The sequence below is a fragment of the Rhodovarius sp. genome (assembly GCF_040399605.1).
Classification (GTDB): Bacteria; Pseudomonadota; Alphaproteobacteria; order Acetobacterales; family Acetobacteraceae; genus Rhodovarius; species Rhodovarius crocodyli_A.
In genome coordinates this window covers 29,523-48,269 of record NZ_JBBARU010000005.1, presented here as the reverse complement: position 1 = coordinate 48,269, position 18,747 = coordinate 29,523, and the positions used below count along the sequence as shown (strand labels likewise).

At 67.9% G+C, this 18,747-nt stretch carries 21 protein-coding genes and 1 tRNA gene; 12 read left to right on the top strand and 10 right to left on the bottom strand.

The genetic code is table 11. The features are described 5' to 3' along the window. Positions 1 to 32: 32 nt before the first annotated feature. Positions 33 to 332 (bottom strand): hypothetical protein, encoded by a 300-nt coding sequence (locus ABWP84_RS02980; RefSeq protein ID WP_353210507.1) that lies wholly within the window; start codon positions 330 to 332, stop codon positions 33 to 35. 100 nt (positions 333 to 432) lie between these two features. Between ABWP84_RS02980 and ABWP84_RS02975 the strand changes: the two genes are divergently transcribed. Beyond that, positions 433 to 1,401, top strand: a complete 969-nt coding sequence (locus ABWP84_RS02975) for a D-2-hydroxyacid dehydrogenase (protein WP_353210506.1) — start codon at positions 433 to 435, stop codon at positions 1,399 to 1,401. Between the two features lie 89 nt (positions 1,402 to 1,490). Here the strand turns inward: ABWP84_RS02975 and dksA are convergent, their stop codons facing one another. Both dksA and ABWP84_RS02965 read right to left on the bottom strand, forming a co-directional pair. Next, complete coding sequence (dksA, locus tag ABWP84_RS02970; RefSeq protein WP_353210559.1) at positions 1,491 to 1,904, bottom strand: RNA polymerase-binding protein DksA; 414 nt, start codon at positions 1,902 to 1,904, stop codon at positions 1,491 to 1,493. A 162-nt stretch (positions 1,905 to 2,066) separates the two neighbouring features. Beyond that, positions 2,067 to 2,492 carry a flagellar assembly protein FliX gene (locus ABWP84_RS02965; RefSeq protein ID WP_353210505.1) on the bottom strand — a complete coding sequence of 142 codons (426 nt, stop codon included), beginning with the start codon at positions 2,490 to 2,492 and terminating at the stop codon, positions 2,067 to 2,069. A gap of 193 nt (positions 2,493 to 2,685) precedes the next feature. Here ABWP84_RS02965 and ABWP84_RS02960 point away from each other — a divergent pair, with 193 nt between their 5' ends. The 8 genes from ABWP84_RS02960 to ABWP84_RS02925 all read left to right on the top strand — a co-directional run bounded on the left by ABWP84_RS02960 (position 2,686) and on the right by ABWP84_RS02925 (position 8,646). Then, the gene (locus tag ABWP84_RS02960) at positions 2,686 to 3,777 is read left to right on the top strand and encodes a flagellar basal body P-ring protein FlgI (protein ID WP_353210558.1); all 1,092 of its coding nucleotides are present in this window, start codon (positions 2,686 to 2,688) and stop codon (positions 3,775 to 3,777) included. Further along, positions 3,774 to 4,073 (top strand): rod-binding protein, encoded by a 300-nt coding sequence (locus ABWP84_RS02955; RefSeq protein WP_353210504.1) that lies wholly within the window; start codon positions 3,774 to 3,776, stop codon positions 4,071 to 4,073. Before ABWP84_RS02960 ends, ABWP84_RS02955 begins: the two co-directional genes overlap by 4 nt. Next, a complete protein-coding gene (locus ABWP84_RS02950) occupies positions 4,070 to 4,471 on the top strand; it encodes a hypothetical protein (RefSeq protein ID WP_353210503.1) in 402 nt (133 codons plus the stop codon). Before ABWP84_RS02955 ends, ABWP84_RS02950 begins: the two co-directional genes overlap by 4 nt. An 85-nt stretch (positions 4,472 to 4,556) precedes the next feature. Next, complete coding sequence (locus ABWP84_RS02945; protein ID WP_353210502.1) at positions 4,557 to 5,369, top strand: RibD family protein; 813 nt, start codon at positions 4,557 to 4,559, stop codon at positions 5,367 to 5,369. After that, a complete protein-coding gene (locus ABWP84_RS02940) occupies positions 5,366 to 6,331 on the top strand; it encodes a zinc-binding alcohol dehydrogenase (protein WP_353210501.1) in 966 nt (321 codons plus the stop codon). Before ABWP84_RS02945 ends, ABWP84_RS02940 begins: the two co-directional genes overlap by 4 nt. Further along, the gene (locus ABWP84_RS02935; protein WP_353210500.1) at positions 6,331 to 6,732 is read left to right on the top strand and encodes a 6-carboxytetrahydropterin synthase; all 402 of its coding nucleotides are present in this window, start codon (positions 6,331 to 6,333) and stop codon (positions 6,730 to 6,732) included. The genes ABWP84_RS02940 and ABWP84_RS02935 overlap by 1 nt, the downstream gene beginning before the upstream one ends. Further along, the gene (locus tag ABWP84_RS02930; RefSeq protein ID WP_353210499.1) at positions 6,729 to 7,781 is read left to right on the top strand and encodes a glycosyltransferase family 4 protein; all 1,053 of its coding nucleotides are present in this window, start codon (positions 6,729 to 6,731) and stop codon (positions 7,779 to 7,781) included. The genes ABWP84_RS02935 and ABWP84_RS02930 overlap by 4 nt, the downstream gene beginning before the upstream one ends. Beyond that, the gene (locus tag ABWP84_RS02925; RefSeq protein ID WP_353210498.1) at positions 7,774 to 8,646 is read left to right on the top strand and encodes a class I SAM-dependent methyltransferase; all 873 of its coding nucleotides are present in this window, start codon (positions 7,774 to 7,776) and stop codon (positions 8,644 to 8,646) included. Before ABWP84_RS02930 ends, ABWP84_RS02925 begins: the two co-directional genes overlap by 8 nt. A 5-nt stretch (positions 8,647 to 8,651) precedes the next feature. Here ABWP84_RS02925 and ABWP84_RS02920 read toward each other — a convergent pair whose 3' ends face one another. From ABWP84_RS02920 to ABWP84_RS02890, 7 genes are all read right to left on the bottom strand, one after another. Further along, a complete protein-coding gene (locus tag ABWP84_RS02920; RefSeq protein WP_353210497.1) occupies positions 8,652 to 9,614 on the bottom strand; it encodes an isocitrate lyase/PEP mutase family protein in 963 nt (320 codons plus the stop codon). Positions 9,615 to 9,868: 254 nt separating this feature from the next. Beyond that, positions 9,869 to 9,943 (bottom strand) — tRNA-Gln (locus ABWP84_RS02915). Positions 9,944 to 9,968: 25 nt separating this feature from the next. After that, a complete protein-coding gene (locus tag ABWP84_RS02910; RefSeq protein WP_353210496.1) occupies positions 9,969 to 10,823 on the bottom strand; it encodes a 4-(cytidine 5'-diphospho)-2-C-methyl-D-erythritol kinase in 855 nt (284 codons plus the stop codon). Positions 10,824 to 10,834: 11 nt separating this feature from the next. Continuing rightward, the gene (locus ABWP84_RS02905; RefSeq protein ID WP_353210495.1) at positions 10,835 to 12,550 is read right to left on the bottom strand and encodes a tetratricopeptide repeat protein; all 1,716 of its coding nucleotides are present in this window, start codon (positions 12,548 to 12,550) and stop codon (positions 10,835 to 10,837) included. Positions 12,551 to 12,640: 90 nt separating this feature from the next. Continuing rightward, the gene (locus tag ABWP84_RS02900; RefSeq protein ID WP_353210494.1) at positions 12,641 to 13,276 is read right to left on the bottom strand and encodes a class II aldolase/adducin family protein; all 636 of its coding nucleotides are present in this window, start codon (positions 13,274 to 13,276) and stop codon (positions 12,641 to 12,643) included. Beyond that, complete coding sequence (locus tag ABWP84_RS02895) at positions 13,273 to 13,446, bottom strand: hypothetical protein (RefSeq protein ID WP_353210493.1); 174 nt, start codon at positions 13,444 to 13,446, stop codon at positions 13,273 to 13,275. Before ABWP84_RS02895 ends, ABWP84_RS02900 begins: the two co-directional genes overlap by 4 nt. A 149-nt stretch (positions 13,447 to 13,595) precedes the next feature. Beyond that, positions 13,596 to 15,221 carry an electron transfer flavoprotein-ubiquinone oxidoreductase gene (locus ABWP84_RS02890; protein ID WP_353210492.1) on the bottom strand — a complete coding sequence of 542 codons (1,626 nt, stop codon included), beginning with the start codon at positions 15,219 to 15,221 and terminating at the stop codon, positions 13,596 to 13,598. Between the two features lie 117 nt (positions 15,222 to 15,338). On the opposite strand from ABWP84_RS02890, the gene ABWP84_RS02885 reads away from it, so the two are divergent. The 3 genes from ABWP84_RS02885 to moaB all read left to right on the top strand — a co-directional run bounded on the left by ABWP84_RS02885 (position 15,339) and on the right by moaB (position 18,632). Then, entirely contained in the window at positions 15,339 to 16,121 is a 783-nt protein-coding gene (locus ABWP84_RS02885; protein WP_353210491.1) for a uracil-DNA glycosylase, read from the top strand. Between the two features lie 157 nt (positions 16,122 to 16,278). After that, positions 16,279 to 18,084: a lytic transglycosylase domain-containing protein gene (locus tag ABWP84_RS02880; RefSeq protein WP_353210490.1), complete on the top strand. Its 1,806-nt coding sequence runs from the start codon at positions 16,279 to 16,281 to the stop codon at positions 18,082 to 18,084. A 14-nt stretch (positions 18,085 to 18,098) separates the two neighbouring features. Continuing rightward, positions 18,099 to 18,632: a molybdenum cofactor biosynthesis protein B gene (moaB, locus tag ABWP84_RS02875; protein WP_353210489.1), complete on the top strand. Its 534-nt coding sequence runs from the start codon at positions 18,099 to 18,101 to the stop codon at positions 18,630 to 18,632. The last annotated feature ends 115 nt before the right edge of the window (positions 18,633 to 18,747 follow it).

The window sequence follows — 18,747 nt, the reverse complement described above, 5'->3', positions numbered from 1 at the left end:
CTTGGCTTGCGGTGAAGCGGCTCTGGCCACCCTCAGATGAATTGCCCGCGCAGAAAACCCAGCGCGGGGAGAGGTTTCCATTGCCGTGGCAGGTCTGTACGCTTGATCGGCGCCAGGGAGTAATGCGGCACGGGCTGCTCGTTGCGGCGCAGGAAATCGACATAGGCCTGCACCTGCTGGGTGCGCCAGGCCATATCGGCGGCGGCGGCGGCGTGGCTGCGAAACACCTCGGCCACGCGGTGGCGCTTGCCCATGGAGGCGACAACCGCCCAGAGCGTATCCTCGCCCCCGCTCTCGCGGCGATGCAGGCTGACCAGCTTGGCCGATGTCATATCCACAGGGCCATGCTGGGCCGGGGCGAGGGGAGAGGTCAAGCGGGATTGCCGCCAGCGCCGGTTGGGGTAAGCCTGTGGAAACCCTATGGAGCCCATCATGCTGACCGCGCGCGAAAACATCACCATCGGCTTTGCCCATGTGGCCTATAACTGCAAGGCGCGGCTGGCGCTGCGCAACACCTCCATGCGGGCGATTGAGGCGCGCAGCCAGGCCGAGTTGGAGGCCATGCTGCCGGAGATCGACGTGCTCAGCCTCTCGGGCATGTGGCGCAATGACATTCCCGCCCGGGCGCCAAAGCTGCGATTCGTGCAGTCGATGAGCGCGGGGACGGATCAGTATGATCGTGCGGTCTTCGCCGCCCATGGCATTCGCCTGGCCAGTGCCGCGGGGGTCAATGCCAAGGCGGTGAGTGAGCACGCCATGGCGCTGATGCTCGCCATGACCCGCCGGCTGGTGGAGGCGCGGGACAATCAGCAGCAAAAGACCTGGCGCGGGATGATGAGCGATTTCGAAAAGCGCGAGGATGAGTTGGCCGGCAAGACACTGCTGGTGGTGGGGATGGGGCGGATTGGTGGGCGGCTGATCCGCCTCGCCAAGGCGTTTGAGATGCGCGTCATTGGCGTGCGGGCCAATCCGGGCGCGGGCGCTGAGGGGGCGGATGAGGTGCATGGCATCGCAGCCCTGCCCACTTTGCTGCCCCAGGCCGATATGGTGGTGCTGGTCTGCCCGCTGACGGCGCAGACCACCGGGCTGATCGGTGCGGCCGCGCTGGCGGCGATGAAGCCCAGCGCCTATCTCATCAATTGCGCCCGTGGGAAGGTGTGTGATGAGGCGGCGCTGATTGCGGCGCTGAGCGCTGGCCAGATCAAGGGTGCGGCGCTGGATGTGACAGCGGAGGAGCCGCTGCCGGCAGCATCACCGCTCTGGACCCTGCCCAATGTCTTCATCACCCCACATACCGCAGGCGAGACCTGCGCCTATGAGGATAATGTGATCGATCTGCTGCTGGAGAATCTCGAGCGACTGTGGCGGGGTGAGACGGCGCTGGTCAACCAGATCGTGTGAGCCAGGCGCGGCCATCCTGCCGCGGCAGCTTATAGAGGTGCCGCCCGAATTGGGCGGCACCTGGGAGTATCGAGCCTGAAGGCGGCCGATCAATCGTCGCGGTGGACACGCTCCATACGCTCATGGCGCTCCTGCGCCTCGATGGAGAGGATGGCAACGGGGCGAGCCTCGAGGCGGCGCAGGCCGATGGGCTCGCCGGTCTCTTCGCAATAGCCATAGGAGCCATTGTCGATCCGATCGAGCGCCTGGTCGATCTTATTGATCAGTTTCCGGGCGCGGTCGCGGGTGCGCAATTCGAGCGCACGGTCGGTTTCGACACTGGCCCTGTCGGTCAGGTCGGCTTCGGTGATACCACCGGCTGAGAGGCTATTGAGAGTTTCCCCGGCTTCGCGGAGTAATTCGTGCCGCCAGCGCAGGAGCTTCTGCCGGAAATATTCCAGCTGAAGCGCGTTCATGAATTCTTCGTCTTCTTTTGGACGATAATCCGGCGGGATTGTAACCAACATGGAAGAACTTCCCCTGCCACAGACGAGTCTAGCCCGGCGCCAGCCCGTCTTCGGCGGGGCGCACCATAGTGCCCTGTCATGGAGAAGCCAAGGGCTTAGGCCTTACATGGCTGATTTTCGCGTAATTTTCACCAAGTGTATCGGGGTCTGCACGCAACATCATCTTGAATCATCGGGTTGATCCTCCCGTAGGATGCCACGCCGGGCAAGCTCGATTCGCGCCCGCAACGCCAGGGCGCGCAGGGCTTCGGCCAGGTCCGGGTCATCGCCATCCTCTCCTTCCAGCAATCCGGCCAGGGCGCGCATGACATCGGGGTTGGCTGTGCCGGCCAGCAAATCGCGCTGCAGCTCATCCAGCCCACGCAGCAGGGCCCGGCCACGGCGGCGCGCCACATGGTCACGCGGTGAGGCGGTGGCGGCGAGCACACCTGCCACTTCGATGCCCGGCACAGCGGCCGGGGCGATGGGCGCGGCAAGCTGCGATATGCGGAAGCCGCCAGCCGGGGCTGCGCCCTGCCCGGCGCCACGGGAGGCTTTCAGCGCCTGATAAGGTGCCGCCTGTCCCGTTCTGATCCGATGCTCCATCGCCATCTCTCCTGCCCTGCATCCATAATTGCCCAGCGGGGCCCGGCTATTTGCCCGGTTCCGGCAGATCCTGCCGGGCCCAGCGGCGCCAAAGCCTGGCACGCCATTTGCGATACCCATCAGCGCGGGGTTTGCCCCCGAAGCTGATCGGAACCGGGTGATGTTACTGGGAAATTCTTGCCGATTGCCGAAGATGGCCGCGCTGGCGGGGCTGCTATGCCTGCTCGCGGGGCTGGCTGCGGCGCAGCCGGTGCGCATCAAGGACATCGCCGATATCGAGGGTGTGCGCGACAACCAGCTCGTGGGTTACGGCCTTGTGGTCGGGCTGAATGGCACGGGTGACAGGCTGCGCACCGCCATCTTCACCCGCCAATCCCTGGTGGGGATGCTGGAGCGGCTGGGGGTGAATACCCGCGACAATGAGCAGCGGCTTGATACCCGCAATGTCGCCGCCGTGATGGTCACCACCAATCTGCCCGCCTTCGCCCAGCCTGGCAGCCGCATCGATGTGGCGGTGAGTGCGCTGGGCGATGCCACCAACCTCACCGGCGGCACGCTGCTGGTCACGCCCCTGCTGGGCGCGGATGGCGAGGTTTACGCCGTGGCCCAGGGTGCGGTGGCCACGGGTGCCATTGCCGCGCGCGGTGCCGGGGGCTCGGTCAACCGCGGCGTGCCGACCTCGGCGCGGATATCCTCGGGCGCCATTGTGGAGCGCGGCGTGCCATTCGCGCTGGCCGGGCGGGAGCAGATGCGCCTCTCGCTGCGCAACCCCGATCTGACCACGGCCCGGCGGATGGCGGCTGCCATCAACCGCGCCGCTGGCGATGGCACGGCGCGCGCCACTGACCCGCGCACGGTGCTTCTGGCGCTGCGCGGGCGCGAGGCGGTGAGCCTGCTGACCGATATCGAGCAATTGCGCGTGGAGCCCGACCAGGTGGCCCGGGTGATTGTCGAGGAGGCCTCAGGCACCATCGTGATGGGGGCCAATGTGCGGGTTTCCACGGTGGCCATCGCCCAGGGCAATTTGACCATTCGCGTCACTGAAACGCCGCAGGTCAGCCAGCCGGCAGCCCTCTCCAATGGCCAGACGGTGACGGTGCCGCGCACCCAGATCGAGGTGGATGACCAGGCCGAGCGGCGGCTGGGGGTGCTGAGTGGCGGCGTCACTCTGCAGGAATTGGTGCGCGGGCTGAACAGCCTCGGCGTTGGCCCGCGGGAGCTGATCACGATCCTGCAAAGCATCAAGGCGGCTGGCGCCTTGCAAGCCGAATTGGAACTCCGATGAGCATAGTGCCCATGGCCACCAACCTCGCCAGCGCGACGCCGCGGATGCGCCAGGCCGCGCAGCAATTCGAGGGCCAAGTGCTGGGGCTGCTGCTCCAGCCCATCTTTGCCAGCGCGAGCAATCCGCGCGGGGGGTTCGGCGGTGGTGCGGCCGAGGCGCAGTGGCGGCCCATGATGACCGAGGCCTATGCCAACCGCATGGCCCAGGCCGGCGGATTTGGCCTGCGCGACATGGTGCTCGCGCACATGATCCGCATCCAGGAAGCCCAACAGACCAACCAGGAGAATAACCGATGATGGACGCTGTGATTGAGGCAGGCACCCGCCTGGCCGAGGCGCTGCGGGCCGAGAATGAGGCGCTCGCCGCCCTCGATCTGGGCCGGGCCGCCACCATGGCCACCGCCAAGATGCAGGCCTCGGAGGCTTTGGCAGCCGCCACCGCCGCTGCGACCCGCAGCGGCATGAGGGCTGTGGGCGAAGAGCGTGGCACCACCGCCGCCCTGGCCGAGCGGCTGCAATCGCTGGGCTCGGAAAACCGGCGGCTGCTGGAACACGCCATCGCGCTGCAGAGCCGGGTGATCGAGACCATCGCCAGCGCCGCACTGCCACGCGCCGCAGCCCCGGGCTATGGCGCGATGGGCCGCGCGCGCATGCTGCGCCAGCCGCCGCCGCTGGCGATTTCTGCCCGCGCCTGATTCTGGCGGATTATTGCGCGCCCGCTTACGCGGTTGATGGGCGAGGCCCCTTCCTGTCGCCACATTCCACAGGCATAGGCAGGGCATGAATCACGGCGGCGACAGCGAATGGATGGCCTTGCTGGCGGGCGGCACTGCTGGCGGCAGCCTCGGCGCGCTGTTTGGCCCGATTCTCGCGCCCCCTGGCGCAGCCGATGGCTGCATGCTGGTGGGGCGGCTGGCGCAGACGCTGGATGGGCGCATCGCCACACGCGGTGGTGTGTCGCAATGGATCGGCGGTGCGGGTGATCTGCGCCACACCCATCGGCTGCGCGCCTTATGCGATGCGGTGGTGGTGGGCGGGGGCACGGTGGCGGCCGATGACCCGCTGCTGACCACGCGGCTGGTGCCCGGCCCCAATCCGCTGCGGGTGGTGCTGGATACCGAGGCGCGGCTGCCGGTTGGGCATAAGCTCTTTCAGGCTGGCCCGGCGACGCTGCTGGTGGTGGCGCAGGATCGCGCCCCTGGCCCCACCCCTGGCCCCACCCCTGGCCCCACCCCTGGCCCCACCCCTGGCCGACTGCATGGCTTGGCGGAGGTGTTGGCGCTGCCGCGCGGGGCCGATGGCGGGCTGGATCTGACGGCGCTGGTTGGCGCGCTGGCGGCGAGGGGGTGCCGGAAAATCTTTATCGAGGGCGGTGGTGTGACCGTCTCGCGCTTTCTCATGGCCGGCTTGCTGGACCGGCTGCATGTGACCATCGCGCCCATCATCCTGGGCTCCGGCCGCCCCGCCTTCGCCCTGCCCGAGGCGCAGAGCATTGCCGATGGGCTGCGCTTTGGCTGGACCATGCATGACATCGCCCCTGATATGCTCTGCGACATAGCGCTCAACCGCGCCCGGCCGCCGCTATGCCGATGAGCGCGCGCGCATTGTGGGTGGTAGCACCCGGCGAGGTGGCGCTGCGTGACACGCCGCTGCCCGAACGCGGGCCGGAGGATGTGCTGGTGCGGATGCTGGCCAGCGGTATTTCACGCGGGACGGAGCGGCTGGTGCTGCATCACCGCGTGCCCGTGAACCAGCATGCGGTGATGCGCGCCCCCTTGCAGGAGGGGGATTTCGCCGGGCCGGTGAAATATGGCTATTGCGCCGTGGGGATGGTGGAGGCGGGGCGGCTGGCCGGGCAGCGGGTTTTCGCCCTCGCCCCGCATCAGGCGCGTTTTGTCGCACCCATCGGCCTATGCGCGGTGCTGCCCGATGCGCTGCCCACCGCCCGCGCGGTGTTGGGCGCCAATATGGAAACCGCGCTGAATATTGTCTGGGATGCGCGGCCCCTGGCGGGTGAGCGTGCGCTGGTGGTGGGGGCTGGCGTGGTGGGGCTGCTCACCGCCTTTCTGCTGGCGCAAATCCCTGGGCTGGAGGTGGTGGTGACGGATCGTGACCTCTCACGTGCCGCGATTGCCGAGGCGATGGGCGCGCGCTTTGCCGCCCCGGATGCGGTGCCGGGCGAGCGGGAATTGATCATCCATGCCTCGGCCAGCGAGGCTGGCCTTTGCCTCGCCTTGGACCGGGCGGGGTTCGAGGGGCGGATCATTGAGGCCAGTTGGTTCGGTGCCACCCGCCCTGCCCTGCCGCTGGGCGAGAATTTTCACCAAAAACGGCTCGCGCTGATCTCCACCCAGGTGGGCAGCGTGGCGCCGGCCATGCGCGGCCGGCGCAGCCATGCCGAGCGCATGGCGCTGGCCCTGCGCCTGCTCTGCGATGCGCGGCTGGATGCGCTGCTGGAAGCCCCGGTGGCGTTTGATGATCTGCCGGCGCGCTATGCCGCGCTGCTGGACCAACCCGCCCTTTGCCCTGTCATTTCCTATGGAGAACCACTCTGATGTACAGCCTGACCGTTGTTGACCACATCATGGTCGCGCATAGCTTTCGTGGTGCCGAATTCGGCCCGGCCCAGCGGCTGCATGGCGCGACTTTTGTGGTGGAGGCCGAGTTTCGTGCGGCGACCATCGACCATTTGCACCTGCTGATCGATATCGGCCTGGCCAAGGATGAACTGCGGAAAATTCTCGCGGCGATGGATTATCGCAATCTTGATGCCGAGCCGGAATTCGCCGGCAAGAACACCACCACGGAATATCTGGCCTTTCACATTCATGGGCTGCTGGCCGCGGCCTGCCGGGATGGCCGCATGGGCCCAGGCGCGGGCCAGGTGCATGGCATCAAGGTGCTGCTGCGCGAGAGCCATATCGCCTGGGCCGCTTTTGAGGGGCCGGTTGCTTGAGCCTGGCCGGCAAGAGTCTGGCGCTGCTCGTCCCGGCGCCCTTCAGCACGCTTTCGGGCGGGTATTTGTATGACCGGCGCATGGTCGAAGGGCTGCGGGGCTTGGGGCATGCGGTGGAGGTGATCGAGCTGGCCGGGCAGCACCCGCTGGCCGATACCGCCGCCGAGGCTGCGGCCGGGGCGGCACTGGCGGCGGTGCCGGAGGAGAGCATTGTGGTGATCGATGGGCTGGGGCTGCCGGCCTTCGCGCCCTTGGCCGGGGAACTCAGCCGGCGGCGCGCCATTGGGCTCATCCACCACCCTACCGCGCTGGAAACCGGCCAGGATGCGGAGGCGCTGCGGGCGCGGGAAATGGCGCTGTTTCCGGCCATGGGGCGGCTCATCGCCACCTCGCGGCTGACTGCCGAGCGGCTGGTTGCGGATTTTGCCGTGCCGGCTGGCTCGGTTGGCGTGGTGGAGCCCGGCACCGATCCGGCTGGGCGCGCCCGGGGCGGTGAGAGTGGCGGCACGGTGGGTATTATCAGCGTGGGCACGCTCACCCCGCGCAAGGGGCATGATGTGCTGCTGCGCGCTTTGGCCCGGCTGACCGATCTGGATTGGCGGCTGAGCATTGTGGGCGGCGCGCGCGATGCCGTGCATGCCCATGGCCTGGCGGCGCTGGCTGAGGAGCTGGGCCTGGGGCAGCGCGTCACCTTCACCGGCGAATTGGATGGCGCGGCGCTGGAGGCCGCCTATGCGGCGGCCGATATCTTCGCCCTGGCCACCTGGTGGGAGGGCTATGGCATGGCCGCCGCCGAGGCCCTGGCGCGTGGCCTGCCCTGTGCCATCACCGAAGGTGGGGCGATTGCCGATGTGGTGCCCAAGCCCGCCTGCATCATAGCCGCACCGGGCGACCATAACTCGTTCAGCCGGGCGCTGCGCCGGGTGATTTTCGACCCAGCGCTGCGGGCGGAGATGGCCGAGGCGGCCTGGGCCGCCGGCCAGGCCCTGCCGCGCTGGGAAGACCGCGCGGCGAAATTCGCTGCCGAATTGGAGCTTGCGCATGGCTGAATATTTTTCCGGCGATTGGCTGGAGCTGCGCGAGCCGCATGATGCCGCGGCGCGCGATGAGATGCTGGCGGTGAAGCTCTCGGCGGCGCTGCCGGCGCGGCCGCGTATCATGGATTTGGGGGCGGGCACGGGCGCGCTGCTGCGCTGGCTCGGGCTTTATATCGGCCGGCCGCAGGCTTGGATTCTGGTCGATGCCGACCCGCAACTGATCGAGCGCGCCTTTGACACCATCGCCGAGCGGGCCGAGCAGATGGGCTGGAAGGTGACCAGCCCGGGGCGGGGCGTTCTTTTGGTGCATACCCCGCGCGGTGCCTGGCGGGTGGAGGGGCTGGTGGCTGATCTGCGCGACGCGCCGGCCAATCTGCCGCTGCACAGCGTGGATGCGGTGGTGAATACGGCGCTGTGCGATCTGGTGAGTGAGCCCTGGCTGGAGCGAATGGCGGCGGCCTGTGTGGCGCGCAAAATTCCCTTTTATGCCGCGCTGAATGTGACGGGCCCGGCGCGCTTCATCCCGCCGCATCGCGCCGATGCCTGGGTGACGCGCGGCTTCCTGCGTGACCAGGCGCGCGATAAGGGCTTTGGCGGCCGCGCATTGGGCCATGCGGCGCCGGCGGCGATTGCCCGGGCCTTTACCGCCCAGGGCTATGTTGTGGAACACAGCCCCTCACCGTGGAAAATCCCGCGCGCCTTTGACATGATGGTGGGCGAATTGGCGATGGGCTGCGCCGAGGCGGCGCTGCGCCAGGAGCGGCGCGAGGCCTGGCGCATCGAGGATTGGGCCGATGCCCGTGCCGCGCAGGCCGAGCAGCAGCGCCTGAGCGCCAGCGTGCCGCATATGGATGTGCTGGCGCTGCCCGGCGGCTGAGAGGCCTATTCCGCCGGCTTGGGCATATGGCCGAGTGTGCCCTCGTATTTGGTTGCACTCTCGGCCGGCAGCCATGCGGCCTCCATCTCGCGGATGCGGTCGAAGCCCGAGAAGACATGCAGATTGCCGACCGGGTGCTGCTGGAAGCGGCGGTCGAATTCTGCCTCGGCCATGGGGCCGTGCTCCTTGAGGGCGGTGGCGAAATCATGCACGGCCATGAGGGTGGCGCGCATGGCGGCGCCGGGCAGGATGCAGACGGCGATGCCGAGTTCGGCCATCTCGCTTTCTGACATGCGCGGCGAGATGCCGGTCATGTTGTAGAAGACCGGCCCGCGCACGGCAGCGCAGATTTCGGCCACTTCGGCCTTGCTGGCCGGGCCTTCGACAAAGGCCAGATCGGCGCCGGCCGCCAGATAGGCATTGGCGCGCCAGATCGCCTCCTCCATCGAGCCACCATGGGCGCCGCGGGCATCGGTGCGGGCGATCAGCACGAAGCTGGGGTCGATCGCATCGCGCACCGCGGCGGCGGCGCGGATTTTGCCGACGGCCTCGTCACGGTCGATCACTTCGCGCCCGGCGACATGGCCGCAGCGCTTGGGCGCCACCTGATCTTCCAGATGCATGCCGGCCACGCCGCTGCGGATGTATTCCTCCACCGTGCGGGCGACGTTGATGGCATTGCCAAAGCCGGTATCGGCATCGGCGATCAGCGGCAGGCGCACGGCGGAGGCGATGAGGCGGGCGTTCAGCGCCATTTCCGTCTGCGTCACGAGGCCCGCATCGGGCAGGCCGAGCAGGGAGAGCGAGGTGCCATAGCCCGACATATAGAGCGCGGGAAAACCCACATCCTCCAGCACCCTGGCCGACATGGCATTGTAGCAGCCAGGGATGATCAGCGGCTTATGCGCTGCCATTGCTGCGCGCAGCCGCGCCCCCGGCCGTGCCGATTCACCTTCGCCCAAACGCATTTTTATCTCCCTTGGGGCGCTCATCATCGCCCAATATGGTGGTCGAATAGCTTATCACCCTCCGGGCGGTGTCGCTCTACGGGTTATGGGTCACCATGACACGGTAAGGCCCGTTTGCATCCTCCTCGGCTTGGTGCGGCTAGGCTAGGCTAGGCTAGGCTAGGCCAAGGCAAGGCAAGGCAAGGCAAGGCAAGGCAAGGATTGCGCAGGACGCTGCCTGAGCAACACGCATTCAATGGAAAAATAAACGCGGCTGGTTGGGGTGCTAGGATTCGAACCTAGGAATGGCGGTACCAAAAACCGCTGCCTTACCACTTGGCTACACCCCAGTGCCGGCGCCGATGGGAAGTGCCATCAGGCGGGCGGTTCGTAAAGGGGGCCTGCATGCGACCACCAATTGGCAGGCATGGCGCTGGCCGCTGCCTCGGCCTCTGCCGTGGTGGCGAAGAGGCCAAAACAGGTGGCGCCCGAGCCGCTCATCCGCGCCAGCAGGCAGCCCGGCTGCGCGCCAATGGCCGCCAGCACCGTGGCGATGGCGGGGCAGAGGCTGATCGCCGCCGCCTGCAGATCATTGCCGCAGCGTGCCAGATTCGCCGCCATGGCGGTGGCATCTGCCCAGGCGGGGGGCAGCGGCGCGGGGCCGGAAAACCCGCCCTGCCGGGCGCGAAACACCGCCGGGGTGGCCAGGGCCTCACCCGGATTGACCAGCAGCAGCGCAACAGGTGGCAGCGCGGGCGCGGCCATCATCACCTCCCCCACCCCGCCCATCCGCGCCGGCCGGCTTTCGACACAGACCGGGATATCGGCCCCCAGCGGGAGGGCGATGGCCCGCAGCCGCTCCGGGGGAAATTCCAGGCCCCAGGCGCGGTTGAGCAGGCGCAGCGCGGCTGCGGCATCGGCCGAGCCACCGCCAATGCCCGAAGCCACGGGCAGGTTTTTTTCGAGCACCAGCCCGCCCTTGGGGGCCGCCATGCCAGCCGCCCCAGCCAGGGCATGGGCGGCGCGCAGCACCAAATTATCGGATTCGGTGATCAAGCCGGGGGCGAATTTGCCCTCCAGCCGCAGTGACAGCGCGCCCGGGCCCTCGAGGCGCAGCACATCCTGCGCCGGGCCAAACACCGCCAGGCTGTCGAGCAGGTGATAGCCATCGCCGCGCCGCCCCAGCACATGCAGGCAGAGATTGACCTTGGCGGGGGCGGGCTCGAACATCGGCGGCCGTCTCAGCGCCGCAATGCCGCCGGAACCGCCTCACGCGGCAGGCCGTTTTGCAGTTTCAGTTCGATGCGCGGCCCCTCACCGGGTTCGAGTTCCATGGTCAATGCCCGACGCCACTGGAACTCCGCCTCACGCTCGCGCCCGGCCACCCAATAGGCATCGCCCAGATGGTCATTGATGGTGCTGTTGCGCACCTCCAACTCCACCGCCTTTTCCAGCCATTCGATGGCGCCTGGCAGGTCGCCCAGGCGGAACAGCGCCCAACCCAGGCTATCGGCGATATTGCCATCCTGCGGGCGAAGTTCCACCGCACGGGCGAGCATGGCGCGTGCACGTTCAAGGTTCAGCCCTTGGTCAGCCCAGGAATAACCCAGGTAATTCAGCACATAAGGCTGATCAGGCGCGAGTTCCAGGGCGCGCAGGAAATCGCCCTCGGCACCGGGGAAATCGCCGCTGCGCTCCCGCGCGATGCCCCGCGCATAGAGCAGCGGCCAGTCCCGCACGGTCAGGCTGGGGATGCGCGCCGCGGCCTCGCCATACGCCGCCGCCGCCTCGGCGAAGCGGCGGGCATTGCGCAGCACATCGCCCATGCGGATGAGCGGCTGGGGCTGGCCGGCCATGCTGGCGGCCTGTTCGCGCAGCAGGGCCAGCGCCTCATCGCGACGCTCCATCCGCTCCAGCAGCCCGGCACGGCGCAGCGCTGCCACGCCGTGTAAGGGATCATCGGGCCGGATCAGCCGGAGCAGTTCCATCGCCTGTGGCAGTTCCTCGCCTTCGGTCAGCACATCGCTCACCAGCACCATGGCGGGGCCGAAGGCGGGGCGCAGCCGCAGGGCCAAGCGGGAGAGCAGCATGGCCTCATCATTGGCGCCCTGGGCGCGCAGCGCGCCGGCCATGGCGACATAGGCCTCGGCAATGCCCTCCACCGGAGAGGTCACCCCGCGGCCGGCGAGCACGAGGCTGCGGGCAGGTTCGATCGCCGCCAGCGAGATTTCATCGCCATTGCCGGCCAATTGATCGAGCAGGCGGTCGGCCTCGGCCGGCCGCCCGGCACGATGGAGGATGGAGGCGCCAAGCAGCGCCAGGCGCAAGGTGGGGTCTGGCTGGTCGGCCAGGGCCAGGCGCACCAGGCGCTCCGCCTCGCGCATGCGGCCTGAGAGGTCGGCGATCATGGCGGCATGCAGGGCATTGAGGGCGCGAAAACGGCCCTGCTCAATGATCGGCCGCAGCCCGGCCAGGGCCTGGTCACTCTGGCCACGGCCGGCCTGGGTCCAGGCCAGCAGCACCGGCAGCAAGGGCGCCGTGGCGCCATTGCGTGGCAGGGCACGCACGCGTTGCTCAACACGGTCCCAACGGCCAGCCAGCGCATCGCTGCCCAGTTGCAGCAGCATGGCCAAGGGGTTGTCCGGCAGCCGCCGGGCCAGCCGCAGCGCCTCGGCACGGCCATCCATCACGCTGGCCCTGAAGGCGCGGATGAGCAATTCGGGATTATCCGGGTCACCATGCAGCGCGGCGAGGAGTTGGTCGGCGGCGGTGGCGGTATCAATCTGGGCGGCGGCGAAGCGGCCGGCGAGGAAGGCGCCGATGGTGCCCGATGCCGCCTGCGGGGCGCGCGGCGGGCGGGTGGAGGCACGATCAGCCGGCGCCGCGCCCGCCGCGCAGAGGCAAAGCAGGGCGGTTGCCAGCAAGGCGGCGCGCATCGTGGGTTGAGGGCTGATCATTGCAGTGAGATATAAGCCCCTGCGGCATGGCCACCAGAAGCTGTGGCCTCATGGGCACATCAAAGGGGCGGTGTTACATCAAAAGCACGATTACACCGGCCTGCCATAGCCGCGAAACTGTGCCGCCACCGCTTCCATCTCAGCGCCATCGAGCAGCACGGGCGAAAGCCCCGCCGCGAGCAGCAGCAGGTATTGCCGGGCCAGATTCTCGACCTCACGCGCCAGGGTTTCAGCGCCGGCCAAAGTAGCGCCCAGGGCAACGACGCCATGATTGGCGAGCAGGCAGGCGCGGCGGCCCTCCAGCGCGGCCACCGCCTCGCTTGCCAATTCGGGCGTGCCGAAGGTGGCATAGGCTGAGCAGCGAATGTCATCGCCGCCGGCAAAGGCGATCATGTAATGCAGCGCGGGGATGGGCCGCCTCGCACAACTCAACGCCGTGGCATGGGGGCTGTGGGTGTGGATAATGGCCTGGGCATCGGGCCGGGCGGCGTAAAGATCGGCATGCAGCCGCCATTCGCTGGAGGGGCGGCGGTGGCCGGTCAGCGTGGTGCCATCGGCGGCGAGTTCCACCAGGTCATCGGCCGTGGCCTGGGCATAGGGCAGGCCCGAGGGGGTGATGAGAAAGCCGCGTGGGGTGCGGAGGGAGATATTGCCGGATTTGCTGGGCATGAAGCCTGCGGTGTCGAGCGCTTGGGCGGCGGCGATGAGGTCGGCGGCCTCGCTCATGGGGTTTTACCGGCCAGGGATTTGGCATGGGCCAGCACGGCCTGCTGGAAGAGCCGCAGCAGGGCTACCCAGATCAGCACGGCGAGGAAGGCCCAGAGGAAGCCATGGCGCTGCCAGAGCAGCGCGGCGAGGGCGAGCCAGCCGGTGGAGGCGAGAACGCCCAGGCGCATGATTTGGATGAGGGGCAAGGCGGTTCAGGCCTCCGGATAGCGGCCAGCCCCTGACCGGGCGGGCAAAGCCAGGGCGGGCAGAGCCAGGGCAGACAGGCCGCGCTCCGACGCGGCCATGGCAGCGGGTTGGGCGTGGCACCCCTGCATCATCACATCCCGCCGATGTAATTCGGCCCCCCCGCCCCCTCCGGCGTGCACCAGTCGATATTCTGCGTCGGGTCCTTGATGTCGCAGGTTTTGCAATGCACGCAGTTTTGCGCATTGATCTGCAGCCGGTGGCCGCCCTGGCCATCTTCGATCGCCTCATAGACCCCGGCGGGGCAATAGCGGCTCTCGGGGCTGGCGTATTTCACAAAATTCTCGGCCAGCCACTTGCCCGGGTCGCGCAGTTTCAGATGCGCCGGCTGGTCTTCCTCATGATTGGTGTTGGAGAGAAAGACCGAGGAATTGCGGTCAAAGCTCAGCACGCCATCGGGCTTGGGGTAGTCGATTTTAGGCGCCTCGGCGGCGGGTTTGAGGCTCGCATGGTCGGCATGGTGGCCCATGGTCCAGGGCGCGCGGCCCTTGAAGACGTAGGTGTCGAGTGCGGCATTCACCAGCCCGCCCCACATGCCCCATTTGGCGAAGGCGGGGCGGATATTGCGCACGGCCTTCAATTCTTCCCACAGCCAGCTTTGTTCCAGCATGGCGGGGTATTCGGCCAGCACCGGGGCGCGCTCCTCGCTGGCCAAGGCGGCCACCAACGCCTCGGCCGCCACCATGCCGCTCTTCATCGCGGTGTGGGTGCCCTTGATCTTGGGCACGTTGAGGAAGCCGGCCGTATCGCCGATCAGCGCACCGCCGGGGAAGACCAGCTTGGGGATGGACTGGAAGCCGCCCTCATTCAGCGCCCGCGCGCCATAGGAAATGCGCTTGCCGCCTTCGAGGAATTTGCGGACCTCGGGATGGGTCTTGAAGCGCTGGAACTCATCGAAGGGGCTGAGCCAGGGGTTGGGGTAATCGAGGCCCACCACGAAGCCCACGCTCACCAGATCCTCGCCCAGCATGTAGAGCCAGGAGCCGCCATAGGTGTCGCTCTTCAACGGCCAGCCGGTGGAATGCCACACGAGGCCGGGCGTGTGCTTTTCCTTGGGGATCTGCCACAGCTCTTTGAGGCCGATCGCATAGGTTTGCTCCTGCACGCCATCGCGCAGGCCATAGGTCTCGAAGAGTTTCTTGGTAAGCGATCCGCGGCAGCCCTCGGCGAAGAGGGTGTAGCTGGCGCGCAGCTCCATCCCCGGCTGGTAGTTCGGCCCCTCGCTGCCATCGCGCGAAATGCCCATCACCCCGGCCACGACGCCCTTGACCACGCCATCCTCGATGATGGTCTCGGAGGCGGCGAAGCCTGGGTAGATTTCCACCCCCAGCGCCTCGGCGCGGGCACCCAGCCAGCGGGCGACATTGCCGAGCGAGACAATGTAATTGCCGTGATTGTTCATCTGCGGCGGCGTGGGCAGTTTGATCGCGCGCGTCTCAGTCAACATCATGAAGCGGTCATCGCCGGCCGGGGTGGCCAGGGCCGGCGGGTCCTCGCGCCAATCGGGGATCAGCTCATCGAGGGCGCGCGGCTCCAGCACCGCGCCGCTGAGGATATGCGCGCCAACCTCGCCGCCCTTCTCAACGATGCAGACCGCCGCATCGGGCGAGAGCTGCTTGATACGGATCGCCGCTGCCAGGCCAGCCGGCCCCGCCCCAACGATCAATACGTCGAATTCCATCGCTTCGCGCTCGGCCATCGCTTTCTCCCGCATTTCCGGCATAAGCTATGTAGCGAAGGGTGCGGGACTGCGTAAGAGTCTGTCTGCGGATGCAGGCGTGCCAGGTTCACAAGCAAGCTCCAGGGGCAATGGGTGATGGATGAGCATGCGGCGCTGCTGGCCGCGCTGAGGCTGCAGCTGGATTGGGGAGCCGATGAGGCGCTGGAGGCCGCGCCGCTCGGCCTCGCGGCGCCGCGGCCTGTGCGACCGCCGCCGGAGGTTCTGCCCGCCACGCCGCGCCTGGCGGCAAGCGCCCAGCCTCGTCCGGTGCCCCCCGCCGCCACCGAGGCCTCGGCGCTGGCCGCCGGCGCTGCCAGCCTTGATGCGCTGCGCGAGGCCATGGCCGGCTTCACCGGCAGCAACCTGCGCGAGACGGCAACCCAGCTGGTCTTCGCCGATGGCATTCCCGGCAGCCCGATCATGGCGATTGGCGAGGCGCCGGGCGCCGATGAGGACCGCCAGGGCAAGCCCTTCGTTGGCGCATCCGGCCAATTGCTGGACCGGATGCTGGCCAGCATCGGCCTCTCGCGGGCCGACAATATTTACATCACCAATATCCTGCCCTGGCGGCCGCCGGGCAATCGCACGCCGACAGACGCTGAGATGCAGCTCTTCCTGCCCTTCGTTCGGCGGCATATCGCGCTGGCCCGGCCGCGATTGCTGGTGCTGCTGGGCGGTACGGCCGCCAAGGCATTGCTCGGCGGGCGCGAAGGCATCACCCGCATGCGCGGCGAATGGCACCAAGTCATATTGGAGGATGGGCAAGTCATTCCAGCCCTGGCCACCTTGCATCCGGCGTATCTTTTGCGCAGCCCGCTGTCCAAAAAAGACGCATGGCATGATTGGCTGATGCTGAGCCGCCGCCGTGATGAAGGCTGAATTGTGGCACAGCAAAATGGGTGGTTACATATAACGCTAAAACGTTGATTTCATGAAATCTATGGTCTGAACTCTCGATTTATTCATCACAGCAATTGGTGAATTTGTCACTGTTGGATTGCTTTATCGGCCCAGCCCGACTAACGAACTCCCAGCCATGGAAGTTTCACTCCCACAGGCCCGCACTCGCCCCCGCGCAACGCTGGGTGGCGTGGCCTTGGCAGCAGCCCTTAGTTGGGGTTGCTCCGCCTCAGCCCAGCAGGCCACCGACACCATTGCCCATGCGGCACGCGCGCCCCAGCGCATGGCACAGCCCATGGCGGTGATGGGCGCGGCCGATGCCGCACGCATGCGCCGTGCCTTCGAGGCCCAGGCCCGTGGGGACCTGCTGGCCGCCGGGCGCGTGAGCGAGCAGCTTGATGACCGCCGGCTGATGGGCCACCTGCTGGCCGATCGCTACCTGCGCGCCACGGCCGATACGCCCATCCATGCGCTGCAGGCCTGGCTCGCCGATCATTCCGACCATCCGGACGCGATATCGCTGCATACCCACCTCGCCTCCCGTCTGCCGCGCGGTGCCGCCCTGCCGCCGCCGCCCGCGCAGCCCGATATGCCCGCGCATGCGCTCGAAGTCCCGCCCGAGGAACGCCCCGCAGGCCCCGCACTGGCGCGCAACAGCACGCTCGACCGCCAGGTGCGAGACCGCGTGGCGGAGGGCCAGCCGGCCCAGGCGCTGCTTGCCATCGCGCGGGCCGATATCAGCCCCGCCTATGCCGGGCAGTTGAAGGCCGAGATTGCCCAGGCGCTGTTCCGCATGGGCCAGGATGAGGATGCGCTGCGCATCGCCGGCGAGGCGTTGCGGGTTTCGGCGCATAACCCCAATGCCGCATTCCAGGCCGGCCTCGCCGCCTGGGCCCTGGAGAGCTACGAGCTGGCGCTGGGGTTCTTCGAGCGCGCCGCGCGCTCGCCGATGGCGGCCCCCGCCCTGCGCTCGGCCGCCGCCTTCTGGACGGCGCGCGCCGCGGTGCGGGCCCGCCGGCCGCAGGCCTATGTGGGCTGGATGCTGCAGGCGGCGCAGGAGCCGCGCACCTTTTATGGCATGCTGGCCCGGCGCACCCTCGGCCTGCCCAATGGTTTCGCCTGGGAAAACCCCGCCGCCGATGCTTCCGCACTGGCCGAGACCGCCGGGGGCTGGCGCGCCATGGCGCTGCTGCAAATCGGCCAGCGCCAGCGCGCCGAGGCCGAATTGCGGCTGCTCTACCGCCGCGGCCGGGGCAATCCGCTGCTCACTCAGGCCATTCTCACCTTCGCCGGCCAGGCGGGGATGAATGCGCTTGTCACCCAGGTGGCAGCGGCCAGCCAGAGCGAGGATGGCCGCCCGCGCGATTTCGCCCGCTTCCCGCTGCCCACCCTGCTGCCCTCGGGCGGCTACCGGGTGGACCCGGCCTTGCTCTACGCGCTGGCGTTGCAGGAAAGCCGCTTTGACCCCATGGCGCTGTCGCGCGCCGGCGCGCGCGGCATTCTCCAAATCATGCCGGCCACGGCCAGCTATATCGCCAATGACCCAAGCCTGAGCGGAGCCAATGCCGAGCAGCTGCATGAGCCCGGCTTTGGCCTGGAACTCGGCCAGCGCTACCTGCATTACCTGGCGCGGCATGACACGGTGGGCGGTGACCTGATCCGCCTGCTCGCCGCCTATAATGCGGGGCCGGGGAACCTCTCGCGCTGGCTGCCCTCGGCGCAGCATCGGCAGGACCCGCTGCTGTTCATCGAGAGCATTCCTGTCACCGAAACCCGCGCCTATGTGCAGCGGGTGCTGGGATTTTCCTGGATCTATGCCTCGCGCCTCGGCCTGCCGGCGGCGAGCCTGGATGCGCTGGCGAGCGGCAGCTTCCCCCGCTTCGCCCAGCCTGGGGATGTGACGGCGATGCTGCGGGTGGGACGACAGCCGCGGCTGAACTGAGGCATAGTGTTGCTATGCCGATCAACGAAGCCCTCACCTTCCTGCCCATCCAGATCGCCGTGCTGACGGTGAGCGACACGCGCGACCTGGCCAGTGATACATCCGGCGCCACGCTGGCCGCGCGCATTGCGGCAGCGAGGCATGGGATGATCGAGCGCCGCATCGTGAAAGATGATGCGACCCTGATCGAGGCGATTCTGCGCGAATGGATCGCCAACCGCGAGGTGGATTGCGTGATCACCACCGGCGGCACCGGCATCACCGGCCGCGACGTGACGCCAGAGGCATTCTCCCGGGTGCTGGAGAAGGAAATTCAGGGCTTTGGCGAGTTGTTCAGGATGCTGAGCTACCAGAAGATCGGCACCTCCACGATTCAGTCCCGCGCGATTGGCGGCGTGGCGGGGGGGACCTATCTCTTCGCCCTGCCCGGCAGCAATGGCGCGGTGAAGGATGCCTGGGATGATATCCTGGTGCATCAGCTCGATAGCCGGTTTCGCCCCTGCAATCTGGTGGAGTTGATGCCGCGCTTGCAGGAACATCTGCGCTGAGGCGGCGCAACGCCCCTAGGCCTTGCGAGAGGTATTGGCACCATGTCATGACACCTTCGGCTTGGTCCTTGCCATAAGGCCACGGCCCGCCGGTTTTCGCAGCCAAGGAGCGGCC